Annotated in this window: 15 protein-coding genes and 1 pseudogene; 10 read left to right on the top strand and 6 right to left on the bottom strand. The window is 56.3% G+C overall.

The window, feature by feature from the left end; all coding sequences use genetic code 11:
* Positions 1 to 87 precede the first annotated feature (87 nt).
* Both EAE_RS24050 and pbpG read left to right on the top strand, forming a co-directional pair.
* The gene (locus EAE_RS24050; RefSeq protein ID WP_015365733.1) at positions 88 to 675 is read left to right on the top strand and encodes a Yip1 family protein; all 588 of its coding nucleotides are present in this window, start codon (positions 88 to 90) and stop codon (positions 673 to 675) included.
* Positions 676 to 852: 177 nt separating this feature from the next.
* Positions 853 to 1,800: a D-alanyl-D-alanine endopeptidase gene (gene pbpG, locus EAE_RS24045; RefSeq protein WP_015706096.1), complete on the top strand. Its 948-nt coding sequence runs from the start codon at positions 853 to 855 to the stop codon at positions 1,798 to 1,800.
* Between the two features lie 44 nt (positions 1,801 to 1,844).
* Here the strand turns inward: pbpG and EAE_RS24040 are convergent, their stop codons facing one another.
* The gene (locus tag EAE_RS24040) at positions 1,845 to 2,399 is read right to left on the bottom strand and encodes a GNAT family N-acetyltransferase (protein WP_015706095.1); all 555 of its coding nucleotides are present in this window, start codon (positions 2,397 to 2,399) and stop codon (positions 1,845 to 1,847) included.
* Positions 2,400 to 2,491: 92 nt separating this feature from the next.
* Positions 2,492 to 4,225: a D-lactate dehydrogenase gene (dld, locus tag EAE_RS24035; protein ID WP_015706094.1), complete on the bottom strand. Its 1,734-nt coding sequence runs from the start codon at positions 4,223 to 4,225 to the stop codon at positions 2,492 to 2,494.
* A gap of 201 nt (positions 4,226 to 4,426) precedes the next feature.
* Here dld and bglX point away from each other — a divergent pair, with 201 nt between their 5' ends.
* The 5 genes and pseudogenes from bglX (at position 4,427) to EAE_RS24010 (ending at position 10,611) form a co-directional block, all read left to right on the top strand.
* A complete protein-coding gene (bglX, locus tag EAE_RS24030; protein ID WP_015706093.1) occupies positions 4,427 to 6,724 on the top strand; it encodes a beta-glucosidase BglX in 2,298 nt (765 codons plus the stop codon).
* A gap of 146 nt (positions 6,725 to 6,870) precedes the next feature.
* On the top strand, positions 6,871 to 7,785 hold the full coding sequence (gene osmF / locus EAE_RS24025) for a glycine betaine ABC transporter substrate-binding protein OsmF (protein ID WP_015365739.1): 915 nt from the start codon (positions 6,871 to 6,873) through the stop codon (positions 7,783 to 7,785).
* Between the two features lie 6 nt (positions 7,786 to 7,791).
* Complete coding sequence (locus EAE_RS24020) at positions 7,792 to 8,949, top strand: ABC transporter permease (protein ID WP_015706092.1); 1,158 nt, start codon at positions 7,792 to 7,794, stop codon at positions 8,947 to 8,949.
* Positions 8,942 to 9,887: pseudogene (locus EAE_RS24015) on the top strand (ABC transporter ATP-binding protein); the annotation flags it as partial. The gene EAE_RS24020 and the pseudogene EAE_RS24015, both read left to right, overlap by 8 nt.
* Positions 9,874 to 10,611, top strand: coding sequence for an ABC transporter permease (locus EAE_RS24010; RefSeq protein WP_015706090.1), 738 nt, complete (start codon positions 9,874 to 9,876; stop codon positions 10,609 to 10,611). The pseudogene EAE_RS24015 and the gene EAE_RS24010, both read left to right, overlap by 14 nt.
* Here EAE_RS24010 and EAE_RS24005 read toward each other — a convergent pair.
* Both EAE_RS24005 and EAE_RS24000 read right to left on the bottom strand, forming a co-directional pair.
* The gene (locus tag EAE_RS24005) at positions 10,586 to 10,699 is read right to left on the bottom strand and encodes a protein YohO (protein WP_015365743.1); all 114 of its coding nucleotides are present in this window, start codon (positions 10,697 to 10,699) and stop codon (positions 10,586 to 10,588) included. The genes EAE_RS24010 and EAE_RS24005 overlap by 26 nt on opposite strands.
* A gap of 59 nt (positions 10,700 to 10,758) precedes the next feature.
* Positions 10,759 to 11,490: a MerR family transcriptional regulator gene (locus tag EAE_RS24000; protein ID WP_015365744.1), complete on the bottom strand. Its 732-nt coding sequence runs from the start codon at positions 11,488 to 11,490 to the stop codon at positions 10,759 to 10,761.
* 199 nt (positions 11,491 to 11,689) lie between these two features.
* On the opposite strand from EAE_RS24000, the gene EAE_RS23995 reads away from it, so the two are divergent.
* The 3 genes from EAE_RS23995 to EAE_RS23985 are packed head-to-tail and all read left to right on the top strand — an operon-like array spanning position 11,690 to position 14,612.
* Positions 11,690 to 13,378 carry a sensor histidine kinase gene (locus tag EAE_RS23995; RefSeq protein WP_015706089.1) on the top strand — a complete coding sequence of 563 codons (1,689 nt, stop codon included), beginning with the start codon at positions 11,690 to 11,692 and terminating at the stop codon, positions 13,376 to 13,378.
* Entirely contained in the window at positions 13,372 to 14,091 is a 720-nt protein-coding gene (btsR, locus tag EAE_RS23990) for a two-component system response regulator BtsR (protein ID WP_015365746.1), read from the top strand. The genes EAE_RS23995 and btsR overlap by 7 nt, the downstream gene beginning before the upstream one ends.
* A gap of 53 nt (positions 14,092 to 14,144) precedes the next feature.
* On the top strand, positions 14,145 to 14,612 hold the full coding sequence (locus EAE_RS23985) for a YehS family protein (protein WP_015706088.1): 468 nt from the start codon (positions 14,145 to 14,147) through the stop codon (positions 14,610 to 14,612).
* Positions 14,613 to 14,655: 43 nt separating this feature from the next.
* Here the strand turns inward: EAE_RS23985 and EAE_RS23980 are convergent, their stop codons facing one another.
* Entirely contained in the window at positions 14,656 to 15,120 is a 465-nt protein-coding gene (locus EAE_RS23980) for a YehR family lipoprotein (protein WP_015365748.1), read from the bottom strand.
* A gap of 138 nt (positions 15,121 to 15,258) precedes the next feature.
* Entirely contained in the window at positions 15,259 to 17,292 is a 2,034-nt protein-coding gene (gene metG, locus EAE_RS23975; RefSeq protein WP_015706086.1) for a methionine--tRNA ligase, read from the bottom strand.
* Between the last annotated feature and the right edge of the window lie 21 nt (positions 17,293 to 17,313).

Here is a 17,313-nt window from a genome sequence, read left to right as displayed (position 1 = left end):
CGGATTTTTATCGCTGTACACAAAATAATCTACAGAGTGAATTATACTTGGATCAGTGCTGGACGAAGCCGTGACAAGGGGGACGCTATGAACCATGTCTGGGGACTCTTCGCTCATCCTAATCAAGAGATGAGCGTGATCAAGAGTGAAAATGAGACCGTTTCGCACCACTACACGCACCATGTGCTGGTGATGGCGGCGGTTCCGGTTATCTGCGCCTTTATCGGTACGACGCAGCTCGGCTGGAACTTCGGCGACGGTACGGTGATTAAGCTCTCGCTGATGACCGGGTTGGTATTAGCGGTACTGTTTTACGCCGTGATGTTAGCGGGGGTGGCGGTGATGGGGCGGGTGATCTGGTGGATGGCCAGAAGCTATCCGCAGCAGCCGTCGCTGAAACGCTGTATGGTCTTTGCCGGCTACGTCGCGACGCCGCTATTTTTAAGCGGGATCGTGGCGCTCTATCCGCTGGTATGGCTGTGCGCGCTGATAGGCACCATCGCGCTGTTTTACACCGGTTATCTGTTGTATCTGGGTATTCCGACCTTCCTGAGTATTAATAAGGAAGAGGGGCTCAGCTTCGCCAGCTCAACCCTGGCTATCGGGGTGCTGGTGCTGGAAGTGCTGCTGGCGATCACCGTCGTGCTGTGGGGCTACGGGTACCGACTCTTCTAATCAAATGCATTGCCGGCAGAAATGAATAATTATGTCGGCAATGCAGCATTTACTCACGATTCTTATTGGCCTCAGGGCGTTATGACGCGGTATGATGGCGTTTGCCAGCGGCGTAGCTCACTTTACGCCGCGGCGTACGTTCTATAACGTGCAAAAATACTTTTCAGAATGCCCATAATGCCGAATTTTCGAATTTCTTTGCTCAGCCTGACTTTGCTGCTGGCTGTGCCTTTTGCGCCCCAGGCGATAGCAAAAAACACTGCGGTAACCGCCGCTTCACAGCCGGATATCGCTTCCGGTAGCGCGATGATCGTCGATCTGGCGACCAAGAAAATCATTTACGCCAGCCAGCCCGATTTGGTGCGCCCGATGGCGTCTATTACCAAAGTGATGACCGCTATGGTAGTGCTGGATGCGCATTTACCGCTGGACGAAATGCTGACCGTTGATATCAGCCAGACGCCGGAGATGAAAGGTATCTATTCCCGCGTACGACTTAACAGCCAAATCAGCCGCCGCAATATGCTGCTGCTGGCGCTGATGTCTTCGGAAAACCGTGCCGCCGCCAGCCTGGCGCACCACTATCCTGGCGGTTATAACGCTTTTATCCGCGCGATGAACGCCAAAGCGCAGGCGCTGGGTATGACCCATACACGCTATGTTGAGCCGACCGGCCTGTCGGTGCATAACGTCTCCACGGCGCGCGATCTGACTAAGCTGCTGATCGCCAGCGAACAATATCCGCTGATCGGCCAGCTAAGCACCACCAAAGAAGATACCGCCACCTTTGCGCATCCGGCGTATACCTTGCCGTTCCGCAATACCAACCATCTGGTGTATCGCGATAACTGGAATATTCAGTTGACCAAAACCGGCTTTACCAACGCCGCCGGCCACTGTCTGATTATGCGTACGGTGATTAATCAACGCCCGGTAGCGTTGGTGGTAATGGACGCGTTTGGCAAATATACCCACTTCGCCGACGCCAGCCGGTTACGGACCTGGATTGAAACCGGTAAGGTGATGCCGGTTCCGGCGTCAGCATTGAGCTATAAAAAGCAGCGTGAAGCGCAGATGGCGGAAGCGATGCTGAAAGGCGGCACGCAGACCGCGCAGAACGATTAATTTGTCCTTCCCCCGGATTGCGCCGCAATCCGGGAATTTTGATATCACTCCGGTAACGTCCAGTCGCCGTCGCCAAGCTGGCGCTGCATGATTAGGGTATCGCGCCAGTCGCCCATCTTATAGCCGACGCTGCGCAGCTGTCCGGTAACGGTAAAGCCAAATTTCTTATGAATGGCAATCGAGGCGGCGTTATTGTGGCCGTCGCCGATAATCGCCAGCATCTGCCGCCACGGCCCCTGTTCACATTGCGCGATGAGGCGCGTCAGCAGCGCGCTGCCGATGCCGCGCCCGCCCATGCCGGACTCAACGTAAATCGACTCCTCCAGCGTATAGCGGTACGCCGGGCGAGGGCGGTAAAAGGTGGCGTAGCAGTAGCCGACAATGGTGCCGCGCCACAGCGCGACCAGCCACGGAAGCCCGTTATCGCGCACGGTTTTGATTCGCTTGCGCATTTCGTCGACGGTAGGCGGGATCTCTTCAAATGAGGCGCGGCCGTTAAGCACGTGCCAGACGTACAGCGCGGCAATCGCATGCGCGTCATCAGGCAACGCTTCGCGGATCTCTAAGTCGGCGTCTTGTAACTTATCCTTGGCGGACATGGGGGCTCCTCAAGCTAATTGGCCGGAGAGTCTTTTTCTCCGGCGTGCAGCGTAATACAGAAGCCCCGCGGCTGAACAGTCCTGGTTGACGATTATTGTGCTTCCGTCGGCTTCTGCGCCTCGCCCCAGTATTTTTGTTTGCTGGTTTTGCCGATCCCCGGATTCATGCTGTTGGTGGGATCGTTCTGGCGATAGAAGCGTTTTAAACTCTCCGCCGCTTCATACAGATGGCCGACGTTGTGCTCCGCCGGGTACTGCGCGCCGCGCGCTTTCAACAGATCCAGCATTTTTTCCTTCAGTTCGTGCGCGTCTACCCCTTTCTTCACGATGTAATCCTGGTGGAAGACGTGGCACATAAAGTGGCCATAGTAAAGCTTGTACACCAGCTGGCTGTCGATTTCCGCCGGCAGATGTTCGAACCATTCGGTGTCATTGCGGCGCAGGGCGATGTCCAGCGCCAGAATATCTTCCACTTCGTCGGCATGTACCGCCTGATAGCGGATCGCCGCGCCGGCGGCGGCGAAGCGGTGCAGGAATGCCTTACTGCCTTCTTCCGCGGTACAGACAAAGAAATCGCCTTCGGCCTGCTGGAAATACTCCGTAAGCCACTTCTGCGCTTCTTCGATGCCGTCGCCGGCCATTTTCAGCAGCAGATGATGTTCGTACTTATCGCGCCAGGTTTTCATGCGCTCCGGCAGGTGCGCCGGGAAGGCGTGACCGAGCTTCTGCATAAAGCGGTCGGTGAAGTGCGGCTTGAACAGGGAGACTTTTTCCAGCATCGCGTCGGTGCGCCCCTTCATGGTGAAGAAGAACGGCATTTTGTCGGTGCCGAGCTTATCGATCATCAGGAAAGTGTCTTTGCCATATTTTTCGGCGATATCGTAAATATCGCGGTGCATATATTCACCGGCCACCGGCAGATTATTGAATTCAGCGAGGATGTGGCGGCGGATTTCGGTGAGCACTTCCGGCTGATTGGTGCCGATATAGAACACCTGCTGGCGTTTTTCCGCCGGAAAAGTATCGAGACGGACGGCGAAGACCGCCAGCTTGCCGGCGCAGCCGGAGGATTCGAACAGGCGGTCCGGGTCGGCGTTATAGCGAGCCGGGGTATCGGCGTTGACGTCGCGCACGCGGGTGACGTAATCGTGATCGTGGGCGTGGCGGCCATCGTGCTGCACGTCGGCATCGTTGATACGGTCATCGTCGAGGCGGCTCAGGATTTGCTCCGGCGTTGCGCCAAGATCGATTCCCAGATGGTTGACTAATTTCAGTTTGCCGTCGGCGTCAATCTGCGCGAACAGCGACATTTCGGTATAGGCCGGTCCGCGTTGCACCAGCGATCCGCCGGAGTTGTTACAGATACCGCCGATGACGGATGCGCCGATGCAGGAAGAGCCGATCACCGAGTGCGGTTCGCGGCCCAGCGGTTTTAGCGCTTTTTCCAGTGAATAGAGAGTGGTGCCAGGGTAGGCCAGCACCTGCTCACCCTTATCCAGCAGGTGCAGCTTATCCAGACGCAGCGTGCTGATAATGACGATTTCGCGATCGTAATCATTGCCGCTCGGGGTGGAGCCTTCGGTGAGGCCGGTATTCGCCGCCTGCATCAGGATAATTTTGTCAGCCTGGACGCAGGCGCTGAGCACCCGCCATAGTTCAAGCAGGGTACCGGGGAACACCACCGCCAGCGCATCGCCGTGGCCGGAGCGGAAACCTTTCCGGTAACGCTGGGTTTTCGCCGGATCGGTTAACAGATGCGAGGAGCCAACCAGCCGCGCCAGTTCCGCCAAAAAGGGAGGGTTATTTATTGTTGTTGCAGATGACATGATTCACTCCTTGTGGGCACAGAAAAGCTATATCGCTGTTAGCATACCGCTTTGTATGACAATTTGGTGTATGAATGTTTCTATAAATCAGATAAGAACCTTAGCATTCTACGGGCGCGTTGTTTATATATATGGCAAACTGCGGTTTTTGCTGCGTTTTCGCTGGGCTATTAGCACCGAATCAAAGAGGGATACATAATAATGAAATGGTTGTGTACTGTTGGCGTCGCCGTGAGCCTGGCGCTGCAACCCGCGCTGGCGGATGAACTGTTTGGTAACCATCCGCTGACGCCTGAGGCGCGAGATGCGTTTGTTAGCGAACTGCTGAAAAAAATGACGGTCGATGAAAAAATCGGTCAGCTGCGCCTAATCAGCGTCGGTCCGGATAACCCGAAAGAGGCGATCCGGGAAATGATCAAAGACGGTCAGGTAGGGGCGATTTTTAATACCGTGACCCGGCCTGATATCCGCGTGATGCAGGATCAGGTGATGCAGCTAAGCCGCCTGAAGATCCCGCTGTTTTTCGCCTACGATGTGCTGCACGGCCAGCGTACCGTCTTTCCGATAAGCCTCGGCCTGGCCTCCTCTTTTAATCTCGACGCGGTGAATACCGTCGGGCGTATCTCGGCCTACGAAGCGGCTGACGATGGTCTCAATATGACCTGGGCGCCGATGGTCGACGTCTCTCGCGACCCGCGCTGGGGCCGCGCCTCCGAAGGTTTTGGCGAGGATACTTACCTGACCACCGTGATGGGTAAAGCGATGGTGGAGTCGATGCAGGGTAAGAGCCCGGCAGACCGCTATTCGGTGATGACCAGTGTTAAACACTTCGCCGCCTACGGCGCAGTTGAAGGCGGCAAAGAGTACAACACCGTCGATATGAGCCCGCAGCGCCTGTTCAACGACTACATGCCGCCGTATAAAGCCGGTCTCGATGCCGGCAGCGGCGCGGTGATGGTGGCGCTAAACTCGCTCAACGGTACCCCGGCCACTTCCGATTCCTGGCTGCTGAAAGACGTCCTGCGCGACCAGTGGGGCTTTAAAGGCATCACCGTTTCCGACCATGGCGCCATCAAAGAGCTGATTAAACACGGTGTCGCCTCCGACCCGGAAGACGCGGTGCGCGTCGCGCTGAAGTCCGGTATCAACATGAGCATGAGCGATGAGTACTACAGCAAATATCTGCCGGGGCTGGTGAAATCCGGTAAGGTGACGATGGCCGAACTGGATGACGCTACCCGCCACGTGCTCAACGTCAAGTATGATATGGGGCTGTTCAACGATCCGTACAGCCATCTGGGGCCGAAAGCATCCGACCCACAGGACACCAACGCCGAAAGCCGTCTGCATCGTAAAGAGGCGCGTGAAGTGGCGCGAGAAAGCCTGGTGCTGCTGAAAAATCGTCTCGATACGCTGCCGCTGAAAAAATCCGGCACGATCGCCGTAGTAGGCGCGCTGGCGGATAGCAAGCGCGACATGATGGGCAGCTGGTCGGCGGCGGGCGTGGCCGATCAGTCGGTCACCGTGCTGACCGGCATTAAAGAAGCGCTGGGCGATAAAGGCAAAGTGATTTATGCCAAAGGCGCTAACGTTACCGACGATAAAGGCATTGTCGATTTCCTTAACCTGTATGAGAAAGCGGTGCAGGTCGATCCGCGCTCGCCGCAGGAGATGATCGATGAAGCCGTGGCGGCGGCGAAACAGTCCGACGTGGTTGTTGCGGTAGTGGGTGAAGCGCAGGGCATGGCGCATGAGGCTTCCAGCCGGACCGATATCACCCTGCCGCAAAGCCAACGCGATCTGATTAGCGCGCTGAAAGCGACCGGTAAGCCGCTGGTGCTGGTGCTGATGAACGGGCGTCCGCTGGCGCTGGTGAAAGAGGATCAGCAGGCGGATGCGCTGCTGGAGACCTGGTTTGCCGGTACTGAAGGCGGCCATGCAATCGCCGATGTGCTGTTTGGCGATTACAACCCTTCCGGTAAGCTGCCGATGTCTTTCCCACGTTCGGTGGGGCAGATCCCGACCTACTACAGCCATCTGAATACCGGCCGTCCGTATAATCCGGAAAAGCCCAATAAATACACCTCGCGTTATTTTGATCAAGCGAATGGCCCGCTGTATCCATTTGGTTATGGCCTGAGCTACACCACCTTCAGCGTTTCGGATGTTAAAATGTCGGCGCCAACGATGCCGCGCGACGGCAGCGTGACCGCCAGCGTGCAGGTGACCAACACCGGCAAGCGCGAAGGGGCGACGGTGATCCAGCTTTATTTGCAGGACGTGACCGCGTCGATGAGCCGCCCGGTGAAAATGCTGCGCGGCTTTAAGAAGGTGAATCTCAAGCCGGGCGAGACGCAAACCGTCAGCTTCCCGATTGATGTTGAAGCGCTGAAATTCTGGAACCAGCAGATGAAATACGTTGCTGAACCGGGCAAATTCAACGTCTTTATTGGGGTGGATTCCGCCCGCGTTAAGCAGAGCGAATTTGAGTTGCTGTAATCGATAGCCCTGTGAAAGGGGATAAACCGGGTATTACTCCTGAAAGGCCGATTAATCGGCCTTTTTTTTTCGTTCGCCGGCCAAATGGACTACGCTTTTCTCTTAAGCTTCTGTAAACGGAGCGCAAAAGAAGAGAAGGAAGCAGGATGATGGCAACGAAATGGTCAGGCGCGTTGGCGCTAGTGGCGCTGGTCAGCCTGCCGCTGCAGGCGGCGGAACCGGTGAAAGTGGGTTCGAAAATCGATACGGAAGGGGCGCTGCTCGGCAATATCATTTTGCAGGTACTGGAAAGCCACGGCGTGAAAACGGTCAATAAAGTCCAGCTTGGCACCACGCCGGTGGTTCGCGGAGCGATTACCGCCGGTGAGCTGGATATCTATCCGGAATACACCGGCAACGGGGCTTTCTTCTTTAAAGATGAAAATGACCCGGCGTGGAAAAACGCCAAACAGGGCTATGAAAAAGTTAAAAAGCTGGACGCGGAAAAAAACAAGCTGATCTGGCTGACCCCAGCTCCCGCCAATAATACCTGGACTATCGCGGTGCGACAGGAAGTGGCGGAGCAAAATCATCTTGCTTCATTGGCCGATCTTAGCGCCTATCTACAGAAGGGCGGCGATTTTAAACTGGCGGCTTCCGCGGAGTTTATCGAGCGCGCCGATGCTCTCCCGGCGTTCGAAAAAGCCTATGGCTTTAAGCTCAATCAGAATCAGCTGTTGTCGCTGGCGGGCGGCGATACCGCGGTGACCATTAAAGCGGCGGCGCAGCAAACCTCCGGCGTAAACGCGGCGATGGCCTATGGCACCGATGGCCCGGTAGCGGCTTTGGGGCTGCAAACCCTGAGCGATCCAAAAGGCGTACAGCCTATTTACGCCCCGACGCCGGTTGTGCGTGAAGCGGTGCTGAAGGCGTATCCGCAGATGGCGCAGTGGCTGGAACCGGTGTTTGCCAGCCTCGATGAAAAAACGTTGCAGAAATTAAACGCCAGCATTGCCGTTGAAGGGCGAGACGCGAAGAGCGTAGCCGCCGATTACCTGCAACAAAAAGGGCTGCTGAAGTAAATACGAGTGACTATTCGTTGTTATAACCGCGTGGCGCTGCTGCTCACGCTACTGCTGTTGGCCGTGACGGCGCTGCCATTCGTCACTTATGCCCCTAATCGTCTGCTTTCCGGTGAAGCGCGCTGGCTATGGACGCAGATGCCGTGGCTGGCGGCGGCGCAGCTGGCGGGCGCGCTGCTGCTGTTGTTATTGTGCTGGATCCCAGGCCGTCTGGCGCTGCTCGGTAGCCTGCTTATTGCCGATTTGCTCCTGCCACTACTAATGTGGGGCGCCGGAGACATCGCGCTACAGCTGGTGCAACAGGGCTCCCCGCTGGCGCGTACCTCTCCCGGAAGCGGATTATGGCTTTCGCTGGCGCTATGTCTGCTACTCGCCAGCGATACTATCCGCCGCCTGACTCCGCACGCTTTATGGCGTTGGCTACTGAATGCGCAGCTTTGGCTGCTACCGTGCCTGCTGCTGTGGCATGGGGCGCTCGATCAACTCTCTTTGCTGAAAGAATATGCTAACCGTGAGGATGTCTTTAATGACGCGCTGCGTCAGCACCTGTGGTTGTTGTTCGGGACGTTGCTGCCCGGATTATTATTGGGTCTATCGATAGGCTTCGCCCTCTGGCGGCGACCGCACTGGCAGGCGCCAGTATTTACCTTCCTTAATGTGATTCAAACTATTCCTTCGGTGGCGCTCTTCGGTTTGTTGATCGCGCCGTTGGCCGGGTTGACGCGCCATTTTCCGCTACTGGGCAAAATTGGCATTTCCGGAACCGGCCTGGCGCCGGCGCTAATCGCACTGGTGCTATATGCGTTATTGCCGCTGGTACGCGGGGTGGTGACCGGGCTGCAACAGGTACCACGCGAGGCGCTGGAAAGCGCAACCGCAATGGGAATGAACGGCTCCCAGCGTTTTCGCCAGGTTCAGTTACCGTTGGCGCTGCCGGTCCTGTTGCGCAGCCTGCGGGTGGTCAGCGTACAGACTGTCGGTATGGCGGTGGTAGCGGCGTTGATAGGCGCGGGCGGCTTCGGCGCTTTGGTGTTTCAGGGGCTCCTCAGCAGCGCGCTGGATTTGGTGCTGCTGGGCGTCATTCCGACGATTGCGTTGGCGGTAGTCGTGGATGCCGTGTTTGCACTGTGGAGCGCGTTACTAAAAGGAGAAACGCATGATTGAGTTCGACGGGGTGAATAAAGCCTTTGCCGGGCAACCCGCGGTGAAAGATCTCAACCTGCATCTGCGCGAGGGGGCGTTTTCGGTGCTGATTGGTACTTCCGGCTCCGGAAAATCAACCACCCTGAAGATGATTAACCAACTGGTGGAACAGGATAGCGGAGTGATACGCTTCGCCGGCGAGGATATCCGTCGACAGCCATTGCTGGCGCTGCGCCGCCGTATGGGGTACGCCATTCAGTCAATTGGCCTGTTTCCACACTGGACGGTGGCGCAAAATATCGCCACCGTGCCGCAGTTGCAAAAGTGGCCGCGCGCAAAAATTACCGAGCGGGTTGATGAATTGATGGCGTTATTAGGCCTGGAGCCTCTACTACGCGATCGCTACCCGCATCAGCTTTCCGGGGGCCAGCAGCAGCGCGTCGGCGTGGCGCGGGCGCTGGCGGCCAACCCGGAGGTGCTGTTAATGGATGAGCCGTTCGGCGCGCTGGATCCGGTGACCCGCGAAGCGCTGCAGCAGGAGATGTTGCGCATTCATCGTCTGTTTGGGCGCACGATTGTGCTCGTCACCCATGATATCGATGAAGCGCTACGCCTGGCGGATCATCTGGTGCTGATGGACGGCGGCGAAGTGGTGCAGCAGGGAGAGCCGTTACAGATGTTGCTGGAGCCAAAGAACGCCTTTGTCGAAACCTTCTTTGGCCGCAGTGAACTAGGGGTGCGGCTGCTCTCGCTACGCGGCGTCGGGGATTATTTACGCCGGGATGAGCGGCTGGCGGGCGATGCGCTAAACGTCTCAATGACGTTGCGCGAGGCGTTGTCGCAGTTTGTCGCTCACCGTCGCGACGTTTTGCCGGTGGTTGATGAACAGGGCGAAGCGTGCGGTACGTTGCACTTTGCTGATTTGTTACGTGATGGAGGTGGGGCGTGAAGGCGCTTCGCGATCCGCTGCTGTGGTTGGTGGCGCTGTTTATCGCGCTGCTGCTGGTGTTGCCCCATAGCGCGCCGCTGTTTAGCTGGCTATTTCCGGAACTGCCGCGCCCGGTTTATCAGCAGGAGAGTTTTCTGGCGCTGACGCTGGCGCATTTTTGGCTGGTGGCGTTATCAAGCCTTGTCGCAACGGTTATCGGTATCGGGGCCGGGGTTATCGTCACCCGGCCCGCCGGACGAGAGTTTCGTCCACTGGTGGAGACCATTGCCGCCATGGGACAGACATTTCCGCCGGTGGCGGTACTGGCGATTGCGGTACCGGTGATGGGCTTCGGCTGGCAACCGGCGCTTATCGCGCTGGCGCTGTACGGAATATTGCCCGTGCTGCAGGGGACGTTGGCTGGATTAAGTTCGATATCGCCTGGGGTATTGAACATTGCCGAGGGGATGGGGATGAGCGGCTGGCAGCGGTTGTGCAAAGTGGAGCTGCCGCTGGCGGCCCCGGTCATGCTGGCCGGGATCCGCACTTCGGCCATCGTCAATATTGGTACGGCAACCATTGCCTCAACGGTGGGCGCCAACACGCTCGGCACGCCAATTATTATCGGCCTCAGCGGCTTTAATACCGCTTACGTGCTGCAGGGGGCGCTGCTGGTGGCGCTGGCGGCGATCATCATCGATCGCTTTTTCGAACGGCTAAACCAGTGGGTCAGCCGACACCACCGCGAACAATAAACGAGTAACCCGCTAGCATCACGCCGCCGATCCCGCCGATGGCCATGCATAAGAAGAGGGTAATGACCGCGATTTTCGCAGGCTTCATGATAGGCTCCTTTTGTTAACGGAGGGATTATACGGTGAAGCGCTGGTGTTAACGAAACATTAATTGCTATTTAGCCAGATCAGGTTTTCCCGCTGTTCCCAATCGCGAAGCTGTGCTGCCTGTGGACTACCTGGCGGTGTGGGGCACCACACCAGTAGGGTGCTGTCGGGAAACAGTTGCGGACGGATCTGGTTCAGGGAATGTGCGACAACGTCGACCCGCCAACCTTGCTCGCAGGCTTTCCAGCCCTCCAGCCACAGTCGGGTGGTGTCATCGGTATTCCAGCCAACCACCACCGCGTGATGGCCGGGGCGTTTCCAGGCATGGGCGAGACATTGGGCGATATGATTGATCAAGATGCCGTCGAGCAGGCTGCGCAGCGCCAGTAGCGTTGGCTGCGGGCTTAACAGGCGGTGGCGGAGCGGATTAATCAGGTAATGGACCAGCGTTTGCGCGGAATAGCTGTGGCTGCGCTCTTTTAGCCATAGGCGCAAGCGTTGGTAATGACCTTCTTGTAGAAAACCGAGCAATATCTCCTGCTGTTCGCGCCAGCCGTCTTCAGCATCCTCTTCGCGGTCAGGCAACAGATTTTTTACCTTGCTGACCTGTACGCCGGCATCAATCCAGCGCTTAATTTCGCGAATACGCTCAATTTCATTGTCATTGAATAATCGATGACCGCCATCGGTGCGCTGCGGTTTAATAAGTTCATAACGTCGCTGCCAGGCTCGCAGCGTCACGGGATTGATATCACAAAGCTGAGCCACTTCGCCTATCGTATACAGCGCCATTTTCCCCTCCCGCCGTGTTCTCCTGATTTAACCGTAGAAGGGGTTTATCAATTGTTCATTTTTTGTTCTTTTTGGCCGCGACGAGACGGTGAGAAGTGTGATCGTCGCCGTGATTTAGCATTTTCTTGTATCGCTTCAAAGAAAGTTATCGGCGGTCAGTGTATGTTACGCGCTTTCAAAGGTTGTGTGGTTTGCGGGTATGTACGAGTTCGATCTGGTATTGCTGCTGCTCCAGCAGATGTGCGTGTTTTTGGTCATCGCCTGGCTGATGAGTAAAACGCGGCTGTTCATTCCCCTGATGCAGGTCACCGTGCGTTTGCCGCATAAGTTGCTGTGCTATGTCACCTTCTCGATTTTTTGCATTATGGGGACCTATTTCGGTCTGCATATCGAAGATTCTATTGCAAATACCCGCGCTATTGGCGCAGTGATGGGCGGCCTGCTCGGCGGTCCGGTGGTCGGCGGGTTGGTCGGCCTGACCGGGGGCTTGCATCGTTATTCGCTGGGCGGTATGACGGCGTTAAGCTGTATGGTGTCGACCATTGTCGAAGGTCTGCTCGGTGGCCTGGTGCACAGTATCTTAATTAGGCGCGGTCGCCCGGATAAAGTGTTCAGCCCGCTTACCGCCGGGGCGATTACCTTTTTCGCTGAACTGGTACAGATGCTGATAATCCTGCTCATTGCGCGACCCTTTCAGGATGCGCTGCACCTGGTACAGAGTATCGCCGCGCCGATGATGGTCACTAACACCGTCGGCGCCGCGCTGTTTATGCGTATTCTGCTGGATAAGCGGGCGATGTTTGAAAAATACACCTCGGCTTTTTCTGCCACCGCGCTGAAAGTGGCGGCCTCTACCGAGGGGATCCTGCGTCAGGGATTCAACGAAGAGAATAGTATGAAGGTGGCTCAGGTGCTGATTCAGGAACTGGATATCGGCGCTGTAGCCATTACCGACCGCGAGCGGCTGCTGGCGTTTACCGGCATCGGCGATGACCACCATCTACCAGGTAAGCCGATCTCATCATCCTATACGCAAAGGGCGATTGATACCGGCGAAGTGGTTTATGCCGACGGCAACGAGGTGCCGTACCGCTGTTCAATTCACCCTGGATGCAAACTGGGCTCGACGCTGGTCATTCCGCTGCGCGGTGAGAATCAACGGGTTATTGGCACCATTAAGCTATATGAAGCGAAAAACCGCTTGTTCAGCTCGATTAACCGTACGCTGGGGGAGGGGATCGCCCAGCTACTGTCGGCGCAGATCCTTGCCGGTCAGTATGAACGGCAGAAGGCGTTACTGACCCAGTCGGAAATTAAGCTGCTACATGCCCAGGTCAACCCGCACTTTTTGTTCAACGCCCTGAACACGCTGAAGGCAGTGATTCGCCGCGATAGCGATCAGGCCGGACAACTGGTGCAGTATCTATCAACCTTCTTTCGCAAAAATCTGAAGCGACCAACGGAGATCGTCACCCTGGCGGACGAAATTGAACATGTGAATGCCTATCTGCAAATTGAGAAGGCGCGATTCCAGGATAATTTACAGATACGTATGCAGGTTCCTGCATCGCTTGAACATCTGCAGTTACCGGCGTTTACGTTACAGCCGATAGTCGAAAACGCGATCAAACACGGCACTTCTCAGCATCTTGGCGTGGGTGAAATTACCATTCGCGCCAGTCAGCATGAGCGTTGGTTACAGCTGGATGTGGAAGATAATGCCGGACTTTACCGGGATAACCCCAATGCCAGCGGGCTCGGAATGAGCCTGGTGGACAGAAGACTGCGTACGCGCTTTGGCGCCGACTGCGGAATTAGCGTCGCTTGCGAAGCGGAGCATTTTACCCGCATTACGCTGCGACTGCCTGTGGAGGAGAATGCATGCTAAAAGTTTTAATCGTCGATGATGAGCCGCTGGCGCGGGAAAACCTGCGTATTCTGCTGGAGGCGCAAAGCGATATTGATATCGTCGGCGAATGCGGCAACGCCGTCGAGGCGATTGGCGCGGTGCATAAGCTGCGTCCCGACGTGCTGTTTCTGGACATTCAAATGCCGCGCATCAGTGGGTTGGAGATGGTTGGCATGCTCGATCCAGAGCATCGCCCCTATATCGTCTTTTTAACCGCCTTCGATGAATATGCGGTGAAGGCCTTTGAAGAGCACGCCTTTGATTATCTGCTCAAGCCGATCGAAAACGCCCGGCTGGAGAAAACCCTGAGCCGCCTGCGCCAGGAGCGCAGCCTGCAGGATGTATCCCTGTTGGATGATGCCCGGCAGGCGCTGAAGTACATTCCCTGCACCGGTCACAGCCGCATCTGGTTGCTGCAGATGGAAGATGTGGCTTTTGTGAGTAGCCGGATGAGCGGGATTTACGTCACCGATAGCGAAGGCAAAGAAGGGTTTACCGAACTGACTTTGCGTACGCTGGAAAGCCGTACGCCGCTGTTGCGCTGCCACCGTCAATATCTCGTTAACATGGCGCATTTGAAGGAGATCCGCCTTGAGGAGAATGGGCAGGCGGAATTGTTAATGCGCGCCGGGCAAACGGTGCCGGTCAGCCGCCGCTATCTGAAAAGCCTGAAGGAGGCGATTGGGCTGTAAAAACGTGGAATCATGGTAGACTTAGCGCCAGCATTTTTCATCATGAAGGCATTATGATCAGTAACGATATTTTACGTAGCCTGCGCTACACCCTGAAAACGAATAATAACGGTCTGGTACGCATCTTTGCGCTGGCGGATGCGCCGGTGAGTGCGGAACAACTGGTACCCTGGCTGAAAAAAGAAGACGAAGAAGGGTTTGCGCGCTGCCCGGATGTCGTGCTGTCGAATTTTCTCAATGGCCTGATTTACGACAAACGCGGCAAAGACGAATCGGCGCCGCCGCTGGCGGTTGAACGCCGGGTGAATAACAATATCGTACTGAAAAAATTGCGTATCGCTTTCTCGCTGAAGACCGACGATATTCTGGCGATCCTGACTCAGCAAAAATTCCGCGTGTCGATGCCGGAAATCACGGCCATGATGCGCGCGCCGGACCACAAAAACTACCGCGAATGCGGCGATCAGTTTTTGCGCTATTTCCTGCGCGGTCTTACCGAACGCGAGCACGCCAAAGGCTAAGCGCCTGACTTGACCCGGGCCTGCGCCCGGGCCCTGCACCTCTTTACTTCTTCACCTCTTTAAAACCCTGCGATTCCAGCAATTTAGTTGACACCGATAGTGAAACAAACTGCTGTGAGCAGTCGGTGAACATCGAGCCCGGCAGTTTGCACAGCTCGCTGATTTTCGCTTTGCTAAAATCCACGGTCAGATGCTCAAGCGCATAGGAATCTTTATAGTCGATGGTCTGTTCTACGCCCTGTAGATTACGATACACGCTGCTAATCGGCTCAATAATGGCCCGCGCCTGTTCTTTATTTTCGGCGCCGATCGATTTATAGGGAATGGTGTTGTCGGCATCCTGACGCAATACTTTGTCGCCGTCATAGTGGTAGGTAAAGCTGAGTTCGACGCCGTTGGTATTCAGCGCAAAGGTTTTACTCTCTTCTTTTTTATTATCGCAGCCGGCGAGGGCCGCCAGCAGAACAGATACGGCCAGCACGCCAGCCATCTTGCGGTTAAATTTCATCACGATTCCCTATGTTGAGTGGTATTGCGCGTCCAGAGAGGAGCAGACAGTAATGATTATTATGGCTATTGCGCGTTGTCGCAACAGAAGGCGTGAAGGGAATAAAAAAGCGCTGCCGGAGCAGCGCTTTTACGGAGGTTATTTAACCTGCTGACCCGGCTGTGCGCCGCTGTCAGGGCTTAACAGGAAGATATCTTTCCCGCCAGGGCCGGCGGCCATCACCATCCCTTCGGAGATGCCGAAGCGCATTTTACGCGGCGCCAGGTTGGCGACCATCACCGTCAGGCGGCCAATGAGCGCCTGCGGGTCCGGGTAGGCGGAGCGGATGCCGGAGAAGACGTTACGCTTCTCGCCGCCGAGATCGAGAGTCAAGCGCAGCAGCTTATCGGAACCGTCGACGAACTCGGCGTTTTCAATCAGCGCGATACGCATATCCACCTTGGCGAAATCGTCAAAGGCGATAGTTTCCTGGATCGGATCATCGGCCAGCGGGCCAGTCACCGGCGCGGCGGCGGCTTTCACTTCTTCTTTAGAGGCTTCAACCAGCGCTTCGACCTGTTTCATCTCAATGCGGTTGTACAGCGCTTTGAAGGCGTTAACCTTGTGCGCCAGCAGCGGCTGCTGGATGGCGTCCCAGCTCAGCTCGGTGTTGAGGAACGCTTCAGCACGCGCGCTCAGCCCCGGCAGAACCGGCTTCAGCCAGGTCATCAGCACGCGGAACATGTTCAGCCCCATGGTGCAGATTGCCTGCAGGTCGGCGTCGCGGCCTTCCTGTTTTGCCACCACCCACGGCGCCTGCTCGTCAACATAGCGGTTAGCGACGTCGGCCAGCGCCATAATTTCGCGGATGGCTTTACCGAACTCGCGGCTTTCCCACGCTTCGCCGATAGCGGCAGCCGCATCGGTGAAGGTTTTATATAGCGCCGGGTCAGCCAGTTCGGCGGAGAGCATACCGTCGAAGCGCTTATTGATAAAGCCGGCGTTACGCGAAGCCAGGTTCACCACTTTGTTAACGATATCGGCGTTAACGCGCTGGATAAAGTCTTCCAGGTTCAGGTCGATATCATCAATGCGCGAAGAGAGCTTAGCGGTGTAGTAGTAGCGCAGGCTGTCGGCGTCGAAATGGTTCAGCCAGGTGCTGGCTTTGATAAAGGTACCGCGTGATTTAGACATCTTGGCGCCGTTTACCGTGACATAGCCGTGAACGAACAGGTTGGTCGGCTTACGGAAGTTGCTGCCTTCCAGCATGGCCGGCCAGAACAGGCTGTGGAAGTACACGATATCTTTACCGATGAAGTGATACAGCTCGGCACTGGAATCTTTCTTCCAGTATTCATCGAAGCTGGTGGTGTCGCCGCGTTTGTCGCACAGATTCTTAAAGGAACCCATGTAACCGATCGGCGCATCCAGCCAGACGTAGAAGTATTTGCCCGGCGCGTTGGGAATTTCAAAGCCAAAGTACGGCGCGTCACGGGAAATATCCCACTGTTGCAGGCCGGATTCGAACCACTCCTGCATTTTGTTCGCCACCTGCTCCTGCAGCGCACCGCTGCGGGTCCACGCCTGCAGCATTTCGCTAAAGGACGGCAGGTCGAAGAAGAAGTGCTCAGATTCACGCATCACCGGCGTCGCGCCGGACACCACGGATTTCGGGTCGATGAGTTCAGTCGGGCTGTAGGTGGCGCCGCAGACTTCGCAGTTATCGCCATACTGGTCCGGAGATTTACACTTCGGACAGGTGCCTTTGACGAAACGGTCCGGCAGGAACATGCCCTTTTCCGGGTCGTAGAGTTGAGAGATGGTGCGGTTTTTAATAAAACCGTTTTCTTTCAGACGGGTATAGATAAGCTCCGACAGCTCGCGGTTCTCGTCGCTGTGCGTCGAGTGGTAGTTGTCGTAGCTGATATCGAAACCGGCAAAATCGGTCTGATGCTCCTGACTCATTTCGCCAATCATCTGCTCCGGAGTGATGCCAAGCTGCTGCGCTTTCAGCATAATCGGGGTGCCGTGAGCGTCGTCGGCGCAGATGAAGTTGACTTCGTGGCCGCGCATTCGCTGGTAACGGACCCAGACATCAGCCTGGATGTGCTCCAGCATGTGGCCGAGGTGGATAGAGCCGTTGGCGTACGGCAGCGCGCACGTTACCAGAATTTTTTTCGCGACTTGAGTCATAGTGGGCATTACATCTTCTGT

The organism is Klebsiella aerogenes KCTC 2190 (genome assembly GCF_000215745.1).
In the GTDB taxonomy this organism is placed as follows: domain Bacteria; phylum Pseudomonadota; class Gammaproteobacteria; order Enterobacterales; family Enterobacteriaceae; genus Klebsiella; species Klebsiella aerogenes.
The sequence above is the reverse complement of the archived record's forward strand: the minus strand, read 5'-3'. Positions and strand labels throughout refer to the sequence as shown.